This is a genomic window from Oricola cellulosilytica (assembly GCF_019966575.1).
In the GTDB taxonomy this organism is placed as follows: domain Bacteria; phylum Pseudomonadota; class Alphaproteobacteria; order Rhizobiales; family Rhizobiaceae; genus Oricola; species Oricola cellulosilytica.
In genome coordinates this window covers 581189-599633 of record NZ_JAINFK010000001.1, presented here as the reverse complement: position 1 = coordinate 599633, position 18445 = coordinate 581189, and the positions used below count along the sequence as shown (strand labels likewise).

Genomic DNA, 18445 nt, shown 5'->3' with positions numbered 1-18445 from the left:
GGCACCTCTGGCACAAGCACCTCGGCGGCCTTTACCTGGACACAGGGTAGTTTTGCAAACGGCGATACACTGACTCTGAATATTGCAGTCGATGGCGCAGCCGCGGCTCCGGTCAATATCGTTGTCGCCGACGCAGCGAACTTCGACCTCGCCGCTCTGGTCTCGGGCCTCAATGCAAATGGAACGGGGTTCACGGCTTCCGCTTCGGACGACGGCACCTCGCTGGTGCTGACATCCGACTCGACCGGCGCCACCTCGTCGATCCAGTTGACCGGCGTCTCGACCACCCAGGCGTCAGCGGTTACGCCAGCAACGATCGGGTTTACCACCATGGCACTTGGCACCGGCGCTGACACCGGCGGCGGCGTGCTCGACATCGACATCTCGACGGCGACCGATGCGCAACTGGACTCGTTCATCACGCGCGTCGATACAAAGACGGCTAGCGTGACGACCGCCGCGGCGGATCTCGGTGCGATCAAGAGCCGCATCAGCATGCAGTCCGACTTTGCCGGCGAATTGATGAACGCGGTCGAACGCGGAATCGGTCAGCTTGTGGATGCCGACATGAGCGAGGAATCGACAAGGCTGCAGGCCCTGCAGGTGCAGCAGCAGCTCGGCATCCAGGCGCTGTCGATCGCCAACTCGAACTCGCAGAGCATCCTGTCGCTCTTCCGGTAAGTTAGCGACACGAAAATCCGAAGGCGGGCCGCATTTTGCGGCCCGCTTTTCTTTTTGTTAACCATTTTTGCGTTTGTATGGTTATCAAGGCGCACGTCGTCTCACTCCGCACATGGGGTCGATTCGACGGCTTGGAATGCCAAGTCCCGCGCAAGTTCCGGCGTGTAGCCTGCCGGATGGTTTGAGTTCTGTACCGCCGCGTGGCGCGTTTCGCCTGGGCAAATCGTTCAAGATCGGGTTCTTGCCGCCGGTTATGTTACCGGCGAACTGATTCGCTTGTCGCGATTGTCCGAGGAAGCTGTGCTCAGCGGCAGCTGATTCCCGTGTCTATGTTGCGAGGGATCTCGGCCCCAGTATCAGGCCAAGCACAGTGGATATCAAGCGATAGGGCATGATGCCCGGCCACTGTACCGGCTGCCCGGGATGTCCCTTCTTTTCAAGAAACTGGAAAGGGACAACATGTCCAGTATCAACACAAACGTTTCGGCCATGACGGCGCTCAAGACGCTGTCCATGACCAATAAAGCGCTCGAAATCACACAACGCCGCATCTCGACCGGTCTTCAGGTTGGCGAAGCTGCCGACAATGCCGCCTACTGGTCGATCGCGACGACCATGCGCTCCGACAACAAGGCGCTCGGTACCGTCCAGGACGCTCTCGGCCTCGGCGCTGCGACGATTGACGTCGCCTATACGGCGATGAATGCCAGCAAGGAGGTGATGGACGACATCAAGACCAAGCTGGTCGCCGCCAAGCAGCCGGGTATTGACAGGGCCAAGGTCCAGTCGGAGATCAAGCAGCTTCAGGAACAGTTGCAAGGCATTGCATCGTCGGCTTCCTTCTCTGGATCGAACTGGCTCTCCGTCGACTCGACCTCTGCCGACTACAACGCGATCGAGCAGATCATATCGTCGTTCTCGCGCAACAATGACGGCAGCATCACGATCGGCACAGTCGACATCGACATAACGTCGATCTCCCTCTTCGACGCCGATCCGGTCGGCAAGGGCGTGCTCGAAGGCGGCACCTCTGGCACAAGCACCTCGGCGGCCTTTACCTGGACACAGGGTAGTTTTGCAAACGGCGATACACTGACTCTGAATATTGCAGTCGATGGCGCAGCCGCGGCTCCGGTCAATATCGTTGTCGCCGACGCAGCGAACTTCGACCTCGCCGCTCTGGTCTCGGGCCTCAATGCAAATGGAACGGGGTTCACGGCTTCCGCTTCGGACGACGGCACCTCGCTGGTGCTGACATCCGACTCGACCGGCGCCACCTCGTCGATCCAGTTGACCGGCGTCTCGACCACCCAGGCGTCAGCGGTTACGCCAGCAACGATCGGGTTTACCACCATGGCACTTGGCACCGGCGCTGACACCGGCGGCGGCGTGCTCGAGATCGACATCACCAACGCGACGAGCGCGCAGCTCGACTCCTACATCACCCGCGTCGACACGATGAACGAGGGCGTTATTACCGCAGCGGCCGACCTCGGCGCCATCAAGAGCCGCATCGACATGCAGCAGGATTTCGCCAAGGACCTGCTCGATGCGATCGACCGTGGCATCGGTCAGCTCGTCGATGCGAACATGAGCGAGGAATCGACAAGGCTGCAGGCTCTGCAGGTGCAGCAGCAGCTCGGCATCCAGGCGCTGTCGATTGCAAACGGCAACGCTCAGACGATCCTGTCGCTCTTCCGCGGATAATTCCGCCATCCGATCTGAAAGGGCCGTCCGCATGGGCGGCCCTTGACTTTTGAACGTCAGCTTCGCGCAAGTTGCTCTTGCTAGGTCCGGTATTGGTATTGGCGGAATTCCGCGCGCGGCCGACCGGACAACACGATGAAAAGTTACCGGATATCGACTGAACGCCCCACTCCTCTCCGTCGATTCCGGGGATAGGGAAGGGAGACCATGTCGAGTATTCTGACAAACGTTTCGGCCATGACAGCGCTCAAGACGCTGTCCATGACCAACAAATCTCTCGAGCTCACGCAGCGCCGGATCTCCACCGGCTATGAAGTCGGCGAAGCAGCCGACAACGCCGCCTACTGGTCGATCGCAACGACTATGCGCTCGGACAACAAGGCGCTCGGCACTGTCCAGGATGCACTCGGCCTCGGCGCAGCGACAATCGATGTCGCATATACCGCGATGAACGCCAGCAAGGAGGTGATGGACGAAATCAAGACCAAGCTGGTCGCGGCCAAGCAGCCGGGTATCGACAAGGCGAAGGTCCAGTCGGAGGTCAAGCAGCTTCAAGAGCAGTTGCAGGGCATCAGCTCTTCGGCTTCGTTTTCGGGTTCCAACTGGCTGTCGGTCGACTCAAGCTCGCCGGACTACAAGGCGATAGAGCAGATCATTTCGTCTTTCTCGCGAAACAACGACGGTTCGATCACGATCGGGACGGTCGACATAGATATCACGACATTTTCGCTTCTCGATGCCGACCCGGTCGTCAACAGCGTGCTCGAAGGCGGCACATCCGGAACCGGCACATCCACGCCCTTCACGTGGACCCAGGGAACCTTCGCCGATGGAGACACACTTACGCTGAATATCAATGTCGACGGCGCTGGTGCAGCGCCGGTCAATATCGTCGTTGCCGACGCAGCGAATTTTGATCTGAGAGCTCTCGTTGCTGGCCTTAATGCCAACGGAACCGGCTTCACTGCGGCCACGTCCGACAATGGCAATTCGCTGGTTTTGACCTCGGACTCGACCGGCGCGACCTCGTCGATTCAATTGACCGGGGTGACCACGACACAAGTCACTGCAACCACGCCCGCAACAATCGGGTTCACGACCATTGCGCTTGGCTCGGGCGCCGCCACGGGCGGGGGCGTACTCGATATCGACATTACGAACGCCACCGGAGCCCAACTCGACTGGTACATTACCCGTGTTGACACGATGAACGAGGGTGTTATCACCGCCGCGGCGGACCTCGGCGCCATCAAGAGCCGCATCAGCATGCAGCAGGATTTCGCGAAGCAGTTGCTGGACGCGATCGACCGCGGCGTCGGGCAGCTTGTCGATGCAAATATGAGCGAGGAATCCACCAAGCTGCAGGCGCTTCAGGTGCAGCAGCAGCTGGGCATCCAGGCACTGTCAATCGCCAACGGAAATGCTCAGACGATCCTGACGCTCTTCCAGGGCTAGGCAGATTGATACACTGACGAGACGCGCCGCCTACGGGCGGCTCGCCGCCTTTCAGGAACTCCTGCGGCGGCCAGAGCGCTCCCCCCCCCTCCGCACGTCAGTTCCGCACAAGATAGCGCCCCTAATAATGTTTAGAGTCCGGAATTCGGCCGCGACTGAGCAGGCGGATGCCGCTCCGGTCGGAGTCGGAACACCGGAACCGTTTTGAGGGTCATTGATCGAGGCGGAATGTCCAGCATTCTTAGCAATGTCGCGGCTATGACCGCGCTGAAAACCCTCCAGGCCACCAACCGGGCATTGGAAGTCACTCAAGCCAGAATCTCCACCGGCTATGCGGTGGCAGAGGCGAGCGACAACGCCGCCTATTGGTCGATTGCGACCACCATGCGCTCGGACAATACGGCGCTTTCAACGGTCACGGACGCACTCGGCCTGGGTGCAGCGAAAGTCGACGTCGCATACACCGCTATGACAACCGCGATTGAGGTTGTCGGTGAAATAAAATCGAAACTTGTCGCTTCCCGGGAGCCCGGGGTGGATCGTTCGAAAATCCAGTCCGAAATAAACCAACTTCAAAATCAGCTGGTCTCCATTTCGAAATCGGCGTCGTTCAGCGGCGAGAACTGGTTATCGGTAGATTCCTCCGCCGCGACTTACACACCCATGAAGCATATCGTCGAGTCGTTTACGCGGGTCAACGATGGGTCGGTCTCGGTGTCAACCATCACTGTAGACATCAATAAAACCAAGCTCTTCGACGCCGCGGACCAGTCCGGGCTTCTCGATAGCGTCTTCACCACGACCGGCGGAGGCGCCGTCACCGTCTCTGTATCGACGCTGGATGTGACAGCGGCCGGGGTTGACGAAACTGACCTGGACCAGATGATCACCTTCGTCGACACTGTCTTTCAGGGAATGACGAAATCCGCATCGAATCTTGGTGCGTATACGAAGCGTATTGATACGCAGTCCTCATTCGTCAGCAATTTGATGGACGCCATCGATCGAGGCATCGGGCAACTTGTCGATGCGGACATGAACGAAGAATCGACCCGTTTGCAGGCATTGCAGGTGCAACAGCAACTGGGCGTACAGGCGCTGTCAATCGCTAATGCCAACGCCCAGACGATAATGTCGTTGTTCAAGAGCTAATTCGACAGCTTCCGCCGCTTAGCCGGGCAAGACACTCTCACACAAGCTTCATGGTCTATCCCCAAGGGGTGAGATGGAGTCGCCGGCCTTGCTCGAACAGATTCAGCAGATTGGGAAAAACTTTTCGGCTTTGGGCATACAGAAGCTGGCCATCATGGCGGCGGTCGCCCTCACAATCGTTATCGGGGTCGGTGCAGGGGCATATTTCCTCAACCGTCCCGCCTTCGAACCCATCTATGTCGGACTTGAGCGTGATGATGTCGGACGTATGGGTACCGCCCTTGCCGACGCAGGGATCCCCTTTGATGTGAGTGCAGACGGTACCTCGGTCCTTGTACCGGTCGGGAAAACCAGCCGGGCGCGAATGGTTTTGGCGGAAAAGGGCCTCCCGAACGGCACTGGGACCGGATACGAACTTTTCGACAATCTCGGATCGCTCGGTCTGACCGCATTCATGCAGGAGGTGACGCGCGTGCGTGCGCTCGAAGGCGAGATTGCGCGCTCCATTCAGACGATCCGCGGCGTCAAGGGCGCCAGAGTTCATATTGTCTTGGCAGATCGCGGAAATTTTCGATTCTCCGAGCAGACCCCTACGGCCTCGGTTGTGGTGCGTTACGACGGCTCCAACGCGGAGGGCGGCGCCTTCGCCATCCGCCATCTCGTCGCGGCCGCCGTTCCTGGCCTTGTGACAGAGAACGTCACCGTTCTCGACTCGTCCGGCCGCCTGCTGGCCGCCGGAGAGGATCCACTCAACAACAGCGCGACCAGCAATCTCGGTATAAAGGCGACTGTCGAGAACCAGGTTGCCGACAGCGTTTACAAGGCACTGTCGCCCTATATCGGGAATTTGAATCTTCGAGTGAGTGTACAGGCGGACATCAACACCGATCGCCGGCAGGTCGAGGAAACCATCTTTGATCCGGAGTCGCGCGTGGAACGCTCCGTCCAGGTTGTGCGCAGCGAGGACGCCTCGTCTCAACAAACGGGTTCGGATCCGGTCAGCGTGGAGCAGAACCTGCCAGCTGAAGATGCCGTGGAAGGCACAAAACCGCAGTCGAGCGAGCGCAGTGAGCGACGTGAGGAAACGACAAACTATGAGCTCAATTCGAAGCGCATCGCGACAGTCAGCAATGGGTATGAGATCAATCGCCTGTCGATCGCGGTCGTAGTCAACCAAAGTCGTATAGTCGAGGCGCTAGGGGGCGGCACTGATCCGGCGGAGGTTGAAGCAAAGCTGGCAGAGATACGGCAGCTTGCCGTTGCGGCCGCCGGTATTTCCGAGGCGCGTGGGGACCTTGTGCAGGTTACGGCAGTCGAATTTCTCGACGGAATTGACGGCGTTCCCATAGTTGAGCCCGGCGTGCTCGATATGGTGGGCGAACATCTGGGAACATTCATCAATGCGTTGACATTTCTCGGTGCGGTTCTGCTTGTCGTTCTCTTGGGATTGCGACCGCTTATCAACGCGATGCGTAGCGACGCTCCGGAACCGGAAGGCGGCGAACTCCCGGCTCTGGAGGATGCGTCGCTCGATGACGTCTTCTCCGGGGACGGGCCGAGTTTTGACGATCTGCCCGAACTTCCGTCTCTTCCCAGCGCCTCGAGCATGGGTGGGCTGGACCAAAGCGAATTGCTCGCCAAGATGCGCCCGTCTCCGGAAGAGCGGTTGACAATGATCGTGGATCTGGACGAGGAACGCGCCGCCCAGATCCTGCGTCGCTGGGTCAGGCAGGAGGCGGCCTAGGTGAGCCGGTCGAGCCTGTTCGAGTTTCTGCCCGACCTGTCCGGCAATCTGCCCCCCAGACGGCGGGTGCGCGGCGAGGGCTTCGAACCGCTGGTCGACGAGGCCTCCGGGAGGCCGGCGTTCTCAGCTATCGATGTGAACGCCTGTTTCACCGAACCTGAGCCGCAGCCTCCAGAGGAACCGGGCGGTGTGATTCTTGACGCTGAAGACTTGCTCGCTGAACTTGGCGAGCTTGGCGGGCTTGGCGAACTGGATGACCTTTCCGGCGTTTCCGAGGACCCGGATGACGATGTGGGTATTTCCATCATCGGCCATGATGTCGACCATCATCTCCCCGGAGACGAGGAGCCTCCGGCGGGTTCGCCCTTGACCGAGAAAGACGATTCGGGTGGCGCTGCGCTTGTTGGCCCTGCCGATAAAGATGGTTCGGCGGATGAGACTGCGGCCGCCGCCCGGGACGGCGTCACGTCATCCCATGCCGCAGTGGTCGAGGAGATGGAGAATTCGCATAATTCGGCGGTCAGTCGGCTTGTTTCGTCATCGATACCAAAGCTCAGGGAGGAGATCGTCCAGTCGATCTCCGACGAACTGGCTGCACTGATTGCCGGGCATATTCGCGCAGCTATCGCGGAACGGATGCTGACGGCGATCACCAAGGAAATTCGCGGGTTGTTGTCGGACGGCGCGGCCATATCCTTCGAGTTGCGGGGACCTGAAGCGCTGATCGCGACGTTTCGTGAACAGTGGTCCGAGGAGGGCGTGGAGATAAGGACGGTTCTCGCTGAATCGGTCGATCTCGTCGCCCGGGTCGATCAGGCGGTCCTTGCGACCCGGCTCGCCGAAGTTGATCGGTTGTTACAGGAGTGCGCCGCGTGAGCGAGTCCGAACGCCCCCAGGAATTCATCATCATCAAGCGGGGCAATAGCGAGGAGGAGGGTCACCACGGCGGCGCCTGGAAAATTGCGTTCGCCGACTTCATGACCGCCATGATGGCTTTGTTTCTGGTGCTGTGGCTGGTCAACGCTGCAAACGAAGAGACGAAGAAGGCGGTTGCGAGTTACTTCAATCCCGTCAAGCTCGTCGACCGCAACCGTAGTGTGAAGGGGATTCACGACGCCGAAGGAGTTCAGGAGGATGAGGAACTGACGCCGAATGAACAGTTCCCTGAGTTTGAAGTCGATCAGTCGCCCTTAGAGAAGTCGTCCAGAACCGACTCGCAGTTCTTCGCAGATCCGTTTTCGGTCCTGGACGAAATCGCGGCTTACAGGGCACCGGGAAAAATCGAGCACATAGAAGAGGGGGGCGGGCGCAACGGTGAGAATTCGATCAATGATGCTTCAGGCGGGCAATCATTCATGGATCCTTTTTCCCCCAATTTCTGGAATGAGGAGGTCCGGCCCTCCAACAACAGCGGTCAAGTTGCTGGGCGATATGAAACGACCGGCGAATTCATCACTGAGGATGACGTGTCGCGCACGCTGGAAAGCGGTGAAATTGCCGATAATGCCGACATATTCCCGCAGTCCGGCAATGCCGAAATAACCGCGCCGTCCGATAATGCCGGGATGGCTGTGCAGTCCGACAATGCCGGGATGGCCGCGCAATCCGACAGCGCCGAGATGGCCGCGCAGTTCGACAATGGCGGGACAACCGGCCAGGCCGTCGGCGGCGACGACCTGACGCTGGCGGGCGATGCGGAGATAACCGGGCTGGCGGTCGGCGGCGAGGACCTGGCGCTGACCGGCGAAGCCGGGATTGCCGGTGAGGCGCTCGGCGGAAAAGGTCTCGCGGCGGACGACCTCGGCGAAACGGGCAGCGATGCAGAAATCCAGTCGCAGGCCGGCGACGGCGGCGAGGCGGTGGAACAGATGCCGCGCGCGATCGAGGTCACGGCGCCTGCGCCCGAGACCGCGGCGCTCGAAGCCGAGGCCGCGGCGGGCTCCGAGACCGGGGCCGAAGAGGCAACGGCCGCAGCGCAGATGGCCGCCGAGCAGATCCGCGAGGAAATCAGCGGGGAGATCGCCGAGGCGTTGGGGGAAAATTCCGAGGTGGCAAGCGAACTGTCCATCGTGGCGCAAGACAATGCCATCCTGATCTCCCTGACCGACGCGCTCGACATTCCGATGTTTGGCGTCGGCTCTGCCGTACCCTCCCGCGACCTCGTGATCGCGATGGAGAAGGTCGGCAAGGTTCTGTCCACCCAGGAGGGCGCCATCCGCGTGCGCGGCCACACCGATGCGCGCCAGTTCACATCGAAGGACTACGACAATTGGCGGCTCTCCTCCGCGCGGGCGCAATCGGCCTACTACATGCTGTTGCGCGGCGGCCTTCCCGAAGCGCGTGTCCGCGAGATTTCCGGCTTTGCCGACCGTGAACTGCTCGATCCCGAGAACCCGCTCTCCAACAGGAACCGCCGTATCGAGGTGCTTGTCGAGGTGCCGGCGTAATGACCCGCGCCGCCGTCGCCGTTCTGGCCGCCGGATTCGCCTTCGGCCCGGTTGCAGTCACGGCCCCTTCCGCCGAGCAGGTCCCCGCAGCACCGCCATACAAACTCATGCGATCCCTGCAGATCCTTCAGGACCAGATCGCCTATGGCGACAAGGCCGCTCATGCGATGCAGCTCAGACTGACAAAACTGGTAGATGAGGGGTTTCGCTCTCTCGACCGCACCCAAAAAATGAGTGAGCGCGACGCACGCGCACTGCTTTCCTACAGCATGGTGGGCGGTAATCCCGAGACTCTGGAGGAACTGCTCCACTCCATCGGCGAGAGGGATGACGAACTCGTCCGGCTGGCCCTTGCGGTTCTCATATTTCAGAAAGGCGCGGCGAAAACCGCCGCCTCGCGCCTGCAGAATGTAGACCCGGAGCGGGCCGGCGGACTGTTCGGCGCATCCCTGGCGCTGGTCCGCGGACTGGTGACCGAGGACGATGGCGAAGCGCGCGTCGATTTCGATACTGCCCGCGTTCTTGCCCCCGGCACGCTGATCGAGGAGGCGGCGTTGCGGCGCCTGATGACCATTCACAAGCGCCGTCAGGATCCCGTTTCGTTTCTCCGCGTCGCCAGCCGCTACGCGCGCCGATATATCGGCTCCCCCTATGCGCTGCAGTTTGCCGAGGAATTCATTGCGGGCGTCGTCGCGATGGACGGCTGGATGGACCGTGCCGTGCTGAAGGAAGTGCTCGATTTCATGCCTCCGCAGTATCGGGAGGCCATCATGCTGCGCCTCATGCGCGCGGCAACCGTTGACGGGAAAATCGATCTCGTCGACCACATTGCCGCGAGCAGGCGGCAGGAAAATCCGGCAAGCGCCACACCAGTCAGGGATGATAATCTGCGGGACGAACGGAGGGCGCTTTATGAGAAGATCGCCAAGATCACTTCGAAAAATGTCCGCGAGGTCGCCGGGGAATTGAGTGCCGTGGATGAGGAAGCGCTGTCGGAGGGAGACCGCGAACTGCTGCGTGCGGTGCTGGCCGTCGCCGGCATGTTGACCGACCGGGACGCGGTGATTCCGCCTCCGCGCTATGTTCCGCCGGGTGCGAAGCTCCTTCCGACGGAATCCGAAAGCATTTTTACTTCTGCGGAACGGGACCCTGGACCACTCATGCAGGATTTCGACGGCTTTGTCTCCGGTACGCGCGACGCGTTGAACGATATCGATTCCCTACTCGAGGAAATTCAATGATCGGAAACGGCCCGCGCGCCCTGGAAATGCTGCAGACTGCTCATCGGCCGACATCGAGGGGCGCCGCTCAGTCCGGCGAAAACGACGAGTTCAATGCCCTGCTGCAAAAGACCGATTCCTCCGCCAGCGGCCGCGCATTGAAACACGCAGAGGACGCGCCGGCGCTCGAAGGCAGGCTCGTTCGCGATTCCGCGCGAACGCTGGCGGCGATGAGCGGTGAGAAGCGCGGCGAAGGACTCGGTGCCCGGGAAGACGAACAGGGCCAGTCCGACCTGCTGGCACAGGAAACAAGGAATGTTTCCGGCAAACCCGAAGACATCGAAGCGAAGATTTCCGGGGAATCCGGCCAAAGGGACGATCTCACCGGCGGTGAAGCCTCGGCCGAAGCGGAACCGGTACGACAGGGAGCGGGTCCGAATGCGGTTTCCGACATCGGGATGCGCAGGATACCGCTCGATCTGACGCGCCTCCATACCGGAACGGCGCTGGGTTCGTCCGTTTCGCCCCACGAGACGGACAATGCTCCGGCCGATCCGAAGGCGACCGCCATTTCGGGAATTATGGCATCGGCAGCTCTGAAGGGATCGAGCCAGGCGGCTGTCGGCACAGACGCCGTTTCGAACGCGACGCCCGCCGCGCCTCCGGGGCCGGGCGCACCGGGTTCACGGCACCTCGGGACCCGTGGACGGCAGGACGCAGAGGGTGAGAAGGTCGGATTCGAGGCGGTCCCGAAGACCGGGGCCGAGACCGGGCCCGGCCTGCGCGTTGCCGCCTCGACGTCGATGTCCGGCGCCCGCCCCGAGCGCAACGCGGACCAGCCGGCGCCCGACAGCGACTTGAGAGGCGCCCCGGCGCTCTCGGCGCCAAGCGCGTCCTCCTCTGCATCCGCAAATGGCCATGGGCCATCCGGCAGGGTGGCTGAGCTTGCGGTTCCGGTCGGTGTGGTCGCCAACGGAAGCCCGGCGACCGCTGGCGCGCAGGTCGCCGATCTCGTGACCCGCGAACTGAGCGACATGCAAATGACCCGGCTGACCGCCAGCCAGAGCGGCGCCCCGGGCCGGGAGGTCAAGATACTGCGGCTTCAGTTGAATCCGGCGGAACTGGGCGCGGTGAACATCCGCATGCAGTCCGTCGACGGCGAGTTACGCATCACCATCCGCGCGGACACGGATCAGGCGGTTCAGGCACTGGCGCGCGACGGCGATGCGATACGCTCAGCGCTTCGCGCAGCCGGAGTGACGGCCGCCGACGTGTCGGTCGGCAACAATCGCGGCGACCAGCCGTCGCATCAATCGCAGAACGAGGCATTCCGGGGCAATGGCGGGCAACATGAGGGAATGCAGGGAAATCGGGGAGAGGCCCGCGATGACAGTAACCGCGCTTACCGGAGCAACGGGCAGGGCGGCGGCCCTTCGTCTTCTGATGGCCCTGCTGACGATGGTGGCAATGTCCGCGGCGGCGACGCCAGGGTCCTCATCTGAGATCCTCGGAGTCGCGCTCTCCCGCAACAATGGCGTTTGTGAGCGCTATGTTGCAGATGCGGCACACAAATACGGGGTTCCGGCGGCTGTTCTCTATGCGGTCGGCCTTACTGAATCGGGTCTCGGTGGCCGTTTGCATCCATTTGCGATGAATATCGAAGGGGAAACGCGCTTCGCCGGATCTGCTTCCGAAGCGCTCCGGATTCTTGCCGACGCCCGCCGCAAGGGCGCCCGGCTCATCGACCTGGGATGCATGCAGATCAACCACTATTATCATCGCGACCAGTTCCCGACGGACGCGGCGATGCTCGACCCGCAGCGCAATGTCATGTATGCGGCATCATTCCTCAAATCACTGAAAAATAAACATAAAACATGGTCGATGGCGGTGGCGCGCTACCATGCCGGCCCTGACAATAATGCTGCGCAGAAGCGGTATGTGTGCCGTGTGATCGGCAACATGGTGGCGACCGGTGTGGGAAAATGGACTCCGCCGGCGCAGAGATTCTGCAGCTCCTGAAACCGCGTAAACTTACCGCCGACGCCCGTGAAATGGCCTCACGAATCAGGCAATTCATAGTTTCTTAACTATAGCAAGTTGCGACTTGTTACGGTTGTGGGCGGAATCCCCGATTCGTAAGCCTGAATTGCCCAAAAGATGAACTGATTCGGGCGGGGGATAACAAATGATAGTTGTTGTTGATGACCGCGACCTTGTGCGCCAAGGTTTCAGCGGAATGTTCCAACGTATAGGGTTCCCTGTGTTCGGAGTCTGCGGGAAGGAACTTCCGGCTTGGCTCGATTCCATATGCAGCAATGAAATGGAATCTATCGAAGCCTTTCTGGTTGGACACTCGGACAGCGAGAGCTGCCCGGTAAGCTCGATCCGGCAGGCAACCAAACTTCCGGTAATCTCGGTTATCGAACAAAATTCGCTTCAGGATATACTTAGGCACTTCGAGAGCGGCGCAGACGACGTAGTGCGCAAGCCGATCCATGTTCAGGAAATCCTTGCGCGGGTGGCTGCGATCCGCCGCCGCAAGGACACGTCCCGCACTGTCTTTGAGTTCGGCGCGCTTCTTGTTCACACGGATGGCCGCGATCCCGAGATCGGCGGCCGCAGCTTCGCGCTTCCGCGCAGGGAGCGCCGCATCCTGGAATATCTTGCATCCAACGGCGATCGCCGGGCGACGCGCACCCAGATCTACAACGCGGTCTACGGGATGTTCGAGCAGGATGTCGAGGAATGTGTCATCGAGAGCCATATATCCAAGCTGCGCAAGAAGTTGCGCAAGGCGCTCGGCTACGAAGTCATCGATTCCAAGCGTTTCCTAGGCTACCGGCTCGACGCCCAGGCGGCCAAGGCTTTCGAGGCCCAGAGCGACAAGCAGCCGCCGCATACGGCGCCGGGCAGGTTCGGACAAGATTTGGAGGTTACCCTTCGCTGAGAATCCAGCAGGAGGAATTTCCTCATGAGCCTATACGGAATGATGCGGACCGGCGTTTCCGGAATGCAGGGGCAGGCCAGCAAGCTTTCCACGATCGCGGACAACATCGCGAACGCGAATACGAACGGTTACAAGCGCTTCAGCACGGAATTTTCGACGCTGGTCGTGAATGCCGGGGCGGGGAATTACAACTCGGGCGGCGTGGTGACGTCGGTGCGGCAAGCCGTCTCGCAGCAGGGCGTCCTGCAGTTCTCGAATTCCGCCTCGGATCTTGCCATTGACGGCGCCGGTTTCTTCGTCGTCCAGGACGCCTCGGGCAATTCGTTCCTCACGCGAGCCGGGTCGTTCGTTCCCGACGCCGACGGAAGCCTCATCAATGCCGCCGGATTCTATCTCGCCGGATACAGCTACGAGAACGGAGAGCCCTCCGTCGTCGTGAACTCGTTCGACGGCCTTGAGCCCGTAGCGATCACCGGCGGAGAGCTGGAGGCCGTCGCTTCGACGGAGGCGCGGTTCGCGGCCAACTTGCCCGCCGAAGAACCGGTCGTTACCGGAACGCTCGCCTCGGCGAACACGGCGACCAGCGAATACACCGAGAAGACCTCGATGGTCGTCTACAACAATCTAGGCGGCGAGACGATCTTGGACATCTATTACACCAAGACGGCCTCCAACACCTGGGAAGTCTCGGTTTTCGACCAAGCCGATGCGGCGCCCGGTACCTCGTTCCCCTACGCGACGGGACCTCTATCGACCCAGACCCTGACATTCGACAACGTCACGGGACAGATGACCGGTCCGACGAGCATGACGGTTCCGGTTCCCAACGGCCTTCCTATGAACCTCGACATGACCGGCATGACCCAGCTTGCGACTGGTTTCGTCGTGTCGCGGGTCGACGTGAACGGTTACGGTCCGGCGACGATCGAACGGGTCGATTTCGGCTCGGACGGCATCGTTTACGCCCAGTATACCAACGGCACGACCGAGCCCCTGTTCCGCATTCCCACCGCCACCGTCAACAGCCCGGACCAGCTTCGCTCGCTGTCGGGCAACGTCTTCACCCAGAGCGACATGTCCGGCAGCATCCGGCTCGGGTTTCCCGATGAGGGCGGGGCCGGAGCGATCGTCTCCGGCGCGGTCGAGACGTCCAACGTCGACATCGCCGAGGAACTGACGGAGATGATCCAGTCGCAGCGCAACTACACGGCGAACTCCAAGGTGTTCCAGACCGGATCGGACCTGATGGACGTTCTGCTGAACCTCAAGCGCTGATCGCCTTGATGGGCCGCCCGCGCACATATGAACGGCACCGCGACCGGCGGCTTGCGGCGCAGCGTCAACGGATGGCCAATCCATGTCATTGACGTCGGCACTCAGGATCGCGCAGAACTCGCTCCTCAACACGGCGCGCCAGACCATCGTCACGACCCGGAACATTTCCGAGGCGTCGAACGAGGACTATGTCCGGCGCGATCCGGTGGTCATCAGTTCGACCAGCGGCGCCCGGGTCGTCGATATCCGGCGCAACACCAACGAGGATCTCTTCCGCCACAGCCTGCAGGCCCTGTCGCAAAGTACGGCGCAAACGCTGATCGCCGATACCAGCGGCCGCTTGCAGCGCGTCGTCAACGGAGTCGAGAATTCGACCGCGCCGGCGACCCTGATTCAGGCTTTCCAGGACGCGCTCCAGCTCTACTCCTCCGATCCGTCCAACACGCTGCTCGCCAGTTCCGCCGTCAACCACGCCAAGGAGCTGGCCGACGGCCTCAACACCGCGTCGATCGCGGTGCAGGAGTTCCGGGGGTCGATCGACCGCGATCTGGAGGATGCCGTCGGCAAGCTGAACACGCTGCTCGGCCAGTTCAAGAGCGCCAATGACGAGGTTGTGCGCGGAACGCTCGCCGGGGTCGACGTCAACGACGCCTTCGACCAGCGCGACATGCTGCTGCGGCAGATCTCCGAATATGTCTCGGTCTCGGTCGTCAAGCGCGATTCCAACGACATGGCGCTTTATACCGGACAGGGCGTGACCCTGTTCGAAACGGTGCCGCGTGCGGTGACGTTCGACCCGCTGACCTCCTACGCGCCGGGCATCAGCGGCAATGCGATCCGCGTCGACGGCGTTCCCGTGATCGGCGGTTCGGGCGCCAACACCGACGCCTCGGGCAAGCTGGCGGCGATGATCCAGATGCGCGACACGGTCTCGGTGCAGACCCAGAGCCAGCTCGACGAGATCGCGCGCGGCCTGGTCACGACCTTCGCCGAGGCGGACGCCGTCGGGGGCGGCAATCCCGATCTCGCTGGGCTGTTCACCTATGCCGGCGGCCCGGCCATTCCGCCCGCGGGGACGATCAGTACCGGCATTGCGCTCACCCTCCGGGTCAACGGCCTTTTCAATCCCAATGTCGGCGGCAACCCGCAGCTTCTGCGCGATGGCGGCGCGAACGGCGCGGCCTATGTCTCCAACACCACCGGTGGCACCGGCTACTCGCAGCGCCTGATCGACTATGTCGAGAAGATGTCCGATCCGCTGGCGACCGACATCAACGCCGGCATCGCCGGATCCTATTCCGTCTCCGGCTACGCGGAGACCTCGCTTGGATGGCTCGAATCGCTCAGGGCCTCGGCCACCTCCTCGGCGGAGAGCAAGAAGGCCCTGCACGAGCGGCTGACCGGCGATCACTTCGCCTCCACCGGGGTCAGCATCGACGAGGAGATGTCGATCCTGATCGGGCTCGAGCAATCCTACGAGGCGTCGGCGCGGATCGTGCGCGTCGTCGACGAGATGCTCGAAGCGCTGCTGATGTCGGTGAGGTAGCGCGATGAAATCCACCCATATCTCCACGCTCTCCGTATCGCTGGCGCTGCGCAGCTCGACCGCCAAGCTGCAGGCATCGCTCCCGCGCCTTCAGCAGGAGCTCGTCACCGGCAAACATGCCGATTCCGGCCTGTCGCTCGGCGCCGAGAGCCGCAAGCTCGCCTCGTTCAAGAACGACATCAACCACATCAGCCGGCTGATCGACACCAACGCCCAGGTCAAGACCCGGCTGTCGATGACCCAGGAAAGCATGAGCCGCCTCAACGGGCTGGCGTCGGACCTGATGAATGCCGTGGGGATCGTGCTCGGCGACCCGAGCGAGAACTTCGCCGCCGAACTGACCGCCAACAACGTGCTCGCCGAGATGACGGCGATCCTCAACACCCAGGCCAATGGCGTGTTCCTGTTCTCCGGGGTGAACTCCGACACCAAGCCGATCGCCGATTATGCGGGCGGGCCGGGCAAGGCGGCGTTCGACGCGGCGTTCCTGGGCCATTTCGGCTTCACCAAGAACGATCCGGCCGCCGCCGCCCTGACCGCCGCCGACATCGACAATTTCCTCACCGTCAGCGCCGAGCCGCTGTTCATGGGCGCGGCCTGGAACACCAACATGTCGACGGCGACCGACGAGGTCACCATCTCGCGCATTTCCGCAGGCGTGACGGCCGAGACCTCGGTCAGCGCCAACGACGCCAGCTTCCGCCGGCTGATGCTGGCGGCGGTCGTCGGCGTCGAATTGTACGACAGCAATCTCGGCGGCGAGGCGCTGCAGCAGGTCTCCGAATACATCATCAGCTCCGCCGGCTCGGCGGCCGGAAGCCTGACCGAACTGCAGGGCGAGACCGGTCTCGTCGAGGAGCGGCTGCGCCGCGCCAGCGATCATCTGACGGCGCAGAAGTCGCTGCTCGAGACCTTCGCCTCGGAAATGGAATCGATCGATCCGTACAAGACGTCGATCGAGCTGAACACGCTGCTCACCCAGGTCGAGACCTCGTACTCGATCACCTCGCGAATCCAGACCCTTTCAATCATGCGCTTCCTGTAGGGCCAGTAACAGTGATCGATGGACAGTTAAGATGATTATGTTGAGATACGCCGAAATCGAAGAGGACTCCCCGACCGACGCCCGCGACCGCGAGCGCCAGTTGCTGGACCGCTCGATCGAGTTGCTGACCGCCGCCGAGCAGAAAGGCGCCAAGTCTTTCGAGTCGGTCGAGGCTATTCATTTCACGATCCGCCTTTGGTCGATGCTGCTCGAGGACCTCGCAAACGACGAGAACGCGCTGCCGAAGGAATTGCGCGCGAGCCTGATCTCGATCGGCATCTGGATCCTGCGCGAGTCGGATGCGATCCGGCAGGGCGAGTCGGAGAATTTCAAGGGGATTCTGGAAATCAGCAAAATCATTCGGGATGGGGTGGAATGAAAAGTTCTTTCAAGATTTTTCTCAAGGCCAACGAGCGCATTTTCATCAATGGCGCGGTGCTCCGGGTCGACCGCAAGGTGTCGCTGGAACTGCTGAACGACGTCCAGTTCCTGCTGGAGAACCACGTGCTGCAGGCGGAGGACGCGTCAACGCCTCTGCGCCAGCTCTATTTCATCGTTCAGGTGATGGTGATGTCGCCGAGCGACAAGGAAACCGCGCTTCCGCTTTTCCGCGAAAGCCTTCCGGCGCTGATCAACACCTTCAGCGACCAGACGATCCTGTCCGATTTGAAGCATGTGGACCGGCTCGTGCGTGAAGAGAGATATTACGAAGCGCTGAAGACCATTCGGGGCCTTTACGACATCGAGGCGGAGATCCTCGGTAACAATCCGCCTTCCGCCGGTCTCATGGACAACGAGCCGCGCCTCAAAGCCGTAGGAGGATAATCGCCATGGATGCCGTCAACAGCGTGACCGGCAACGCCGCAGCGGCCCCCGCGGGGCCGAAAAAGGTCGGCGTCGATTACGACTCGTTCCTCAAGCTGCTGGTCGCCGAACTGAAGAACCAGGACCCGACCGAGCCGATGGACGCGACGCAATACGTGTCGCAGCTTGCCACGTTCTCCAATGTCGAACAGTCGATCAAGACGAACGACAAGCTGGACGAGATCCTGCGCGCGGGATTCCTGCAGCAGGCGGGCTCGCTGATCGGCCGCACGCTGACCTCGCCGGACGGCGCGATCACCGGCAAGATCGAGGAAGTGCGGGTGTTTGACGACGGCATCGCTGCGATTCTCGACAATGGAGAACAGGTCGTCGTCGGCGGCGGCGTGACCATCAGCTGA

The 18445-nt window shown here is 61.5% G+C and carries 17 protein-coding genes; all 17 read left to right on the top strand.

Features of this window, described 5'->3' with window-relative positions; all coding sequences use genetic code 11:
- A partial coding sequence (locus tag LC298_RS02810; protein ID WP_223385507.1) for a flagellin occupies positions 1–681 on the top strand: 681 nt, incomplete at its 5' end.
- Positions 682–1140: 459 nt separating this feature from the next.
- On the top strand, positions 1141–2388 hold the full coding sequence (locus LC298_RS02805; RefSeq protein ID WP_131564866.1) for a flagellin N-terminal helical domain-containing protein: 1248 nt from the start codon (positions 1141–1143) through the stop codon (positions 2386–2388).
- A gap of 207 nt (positions 2389–2595) precedes the next feature.
- Complete coding sequence (locus tag LC298_RS18090; RefSeq protein ID WP_131564868.1) at positions 2596–3843, top strand: flagellin N-terminal helical domain-containing protein; 1248 nt, start codon at positions 2596–2598, stop codon at positions 3841–3843.
- Between the two features lie 228 nt (positions 3844–4071).
- On the top strand, positions 4072–4995 hold the full coding sequence (locus LC298_RS02790) for a flagellin N-terminal helical domain-containing protein (protein WP_131564870.1): 924 nt from the start codon (positions 4072–4074) through the stop codon (positions 4993–4995).
- A gap of 88 nt (positions 4996–5083) precedes the next feature.
- On the top strand, positions 5084–6739 hold the full coding sequence (fliF, locus tag LC298_RS02785) for a flagellar basal-body MS-ring/collar protein FliF (RefSeq protein WP_244596511.1): 1656 nt from the start codon (positions 5084–5086) through the stop codon (positions 6737–6739).
- A complete protein-coding gene (locus LC298_RS02780; protein WP_199223167.1) occupies positions 6740–7615 on the top strand; it encodes a hypothetical protein in 876 nt (291 codons plus the stop codon). It abuts the gene before it with no gap.
- Positions 7612–9186 (top strand): flagellar motor protein MotB, encoded by a 1575-nt coding sequence (locus LC298_RS18085; RefSeq protein ID WP_158284662.1) that lies wholly within the window; start codon positions 7612–7614, stop codon positions 9184–9186. Before LC298_RS02780 ends, LC298_RS18085 begins: the two co-directional genes overlap by 4 nt.
- Entirely contained in the window at positions 9186–10427 is a 1242-nt protein-coding gene (locus tag LC298_RS02770; protein WP_131564879.1) for a hypothetical protein, read from the top strand. Before LC298_RS18085 ends, LC298_RS02770 begins: the two co-directional genes overlap by 1 nt.
- A complete protein-coding gene (locus LC298_RS02765; protein ID WP_131564881.1) occupies positions 10424–11908 on the top strand; it encodes a flagellar hook-length control protein FliK in 1485 nt (494 codons plus the stop codon). The genes LC298_RS02770 and LC298_RS02765 overlap by 4 nt, the downstream gene beginning before the upstream one ends.
- Positions 11850–12428 (top strand): transglycosylase SLT domain-containing protein, encoded by a 579-nt coding sequence (locus LC298_RS02760; RefSeq protein ID WP_131564883.1) that lies wholly within the window; start codon positions 11850–11852, stop codon positions 12426–12428. The genes LC298_RS02765 and LC298_RS02760 overlap by 59 nt, the downstream gene beginning before the upstream one ends.
- 166 nt (positions 12429–12594) lie before the next feature.
- Positions 12595–13356: a response regulator transcription factor gene (locus tag LC298_RS02755; protein WP_131564885.1), complete on the top strand. Its 762-nt coding sequence runs from the start codon at positions 12595–12597 to the stop codon at positions 13354–13356.
- Positions 13357–13380: 24 nt separating this feature from the next.
- Positions 13381–14631 (top strand): flagellar hook protein FlgE, encoded by a 1251-nt coding sequence (locus LC298_RS02750; RefSeq protein ID WP_131564887.1) that lies wholly within the window; start codon positions 13381–13383, stop codon positions 14629–14631.
- Positions 14632–14713: 82 nt separating this feature from the next.
- Positions 14714–16177, top strand: coding sequence for a flagellar hook-associated protein FlgK (gene flgK / locus LC298_RS02745; RefSeq protein WP_131564889.1), 1464 nt, complete (start codon positions 14714–14716; stop codon positions 16175–16177).
- A gap of 4 nt (positions 16178–16181) precedes the next feature.
- Entirely contained in the window at positions 16182–17222 is a 1041-nt protein-coding gene (locus LC298_RS02740; protein WP_131564891.1) for a flagellar hook-associated family protein, read from the top strand.
- Between the two features lie 31 nt (positions 17223–17253).
- Positions 17254–17601, top strand: a complete 348-nt coding sequence (gene flaF, locus LC298_RS02735; protein ID WP_131564892.1) for a flagellar biosynthesis regulator FlaF — start codon at positions 17254–17256, stop codon at positions 17599–17601.
- A complete protein-coding gene (flbT, locus tag LC298_RS02730) occupies positions 17598–18047 on the top strand; it encodes a flagellar biosynthesis repressor FlbT (RefSeq protein ID WP_131564894.1) in 450 nt (149 codons plus the stop codon). Before flaF ends, flbT begins: the two co-directional genes overlap by 4 nt.
- 5 nt (positions 18048–18052) lie before the next feature.
- Positions 18053–18445: a flagellar hook assembly protein FlgD gene (gene flgD / locus LC298_RS02725; protein ID WP_131564896.1), complete on the top strand. Its 393-nt coding sequence runs from the start codon at positions 18053–18055 to the stop codon at positions 18443–18445.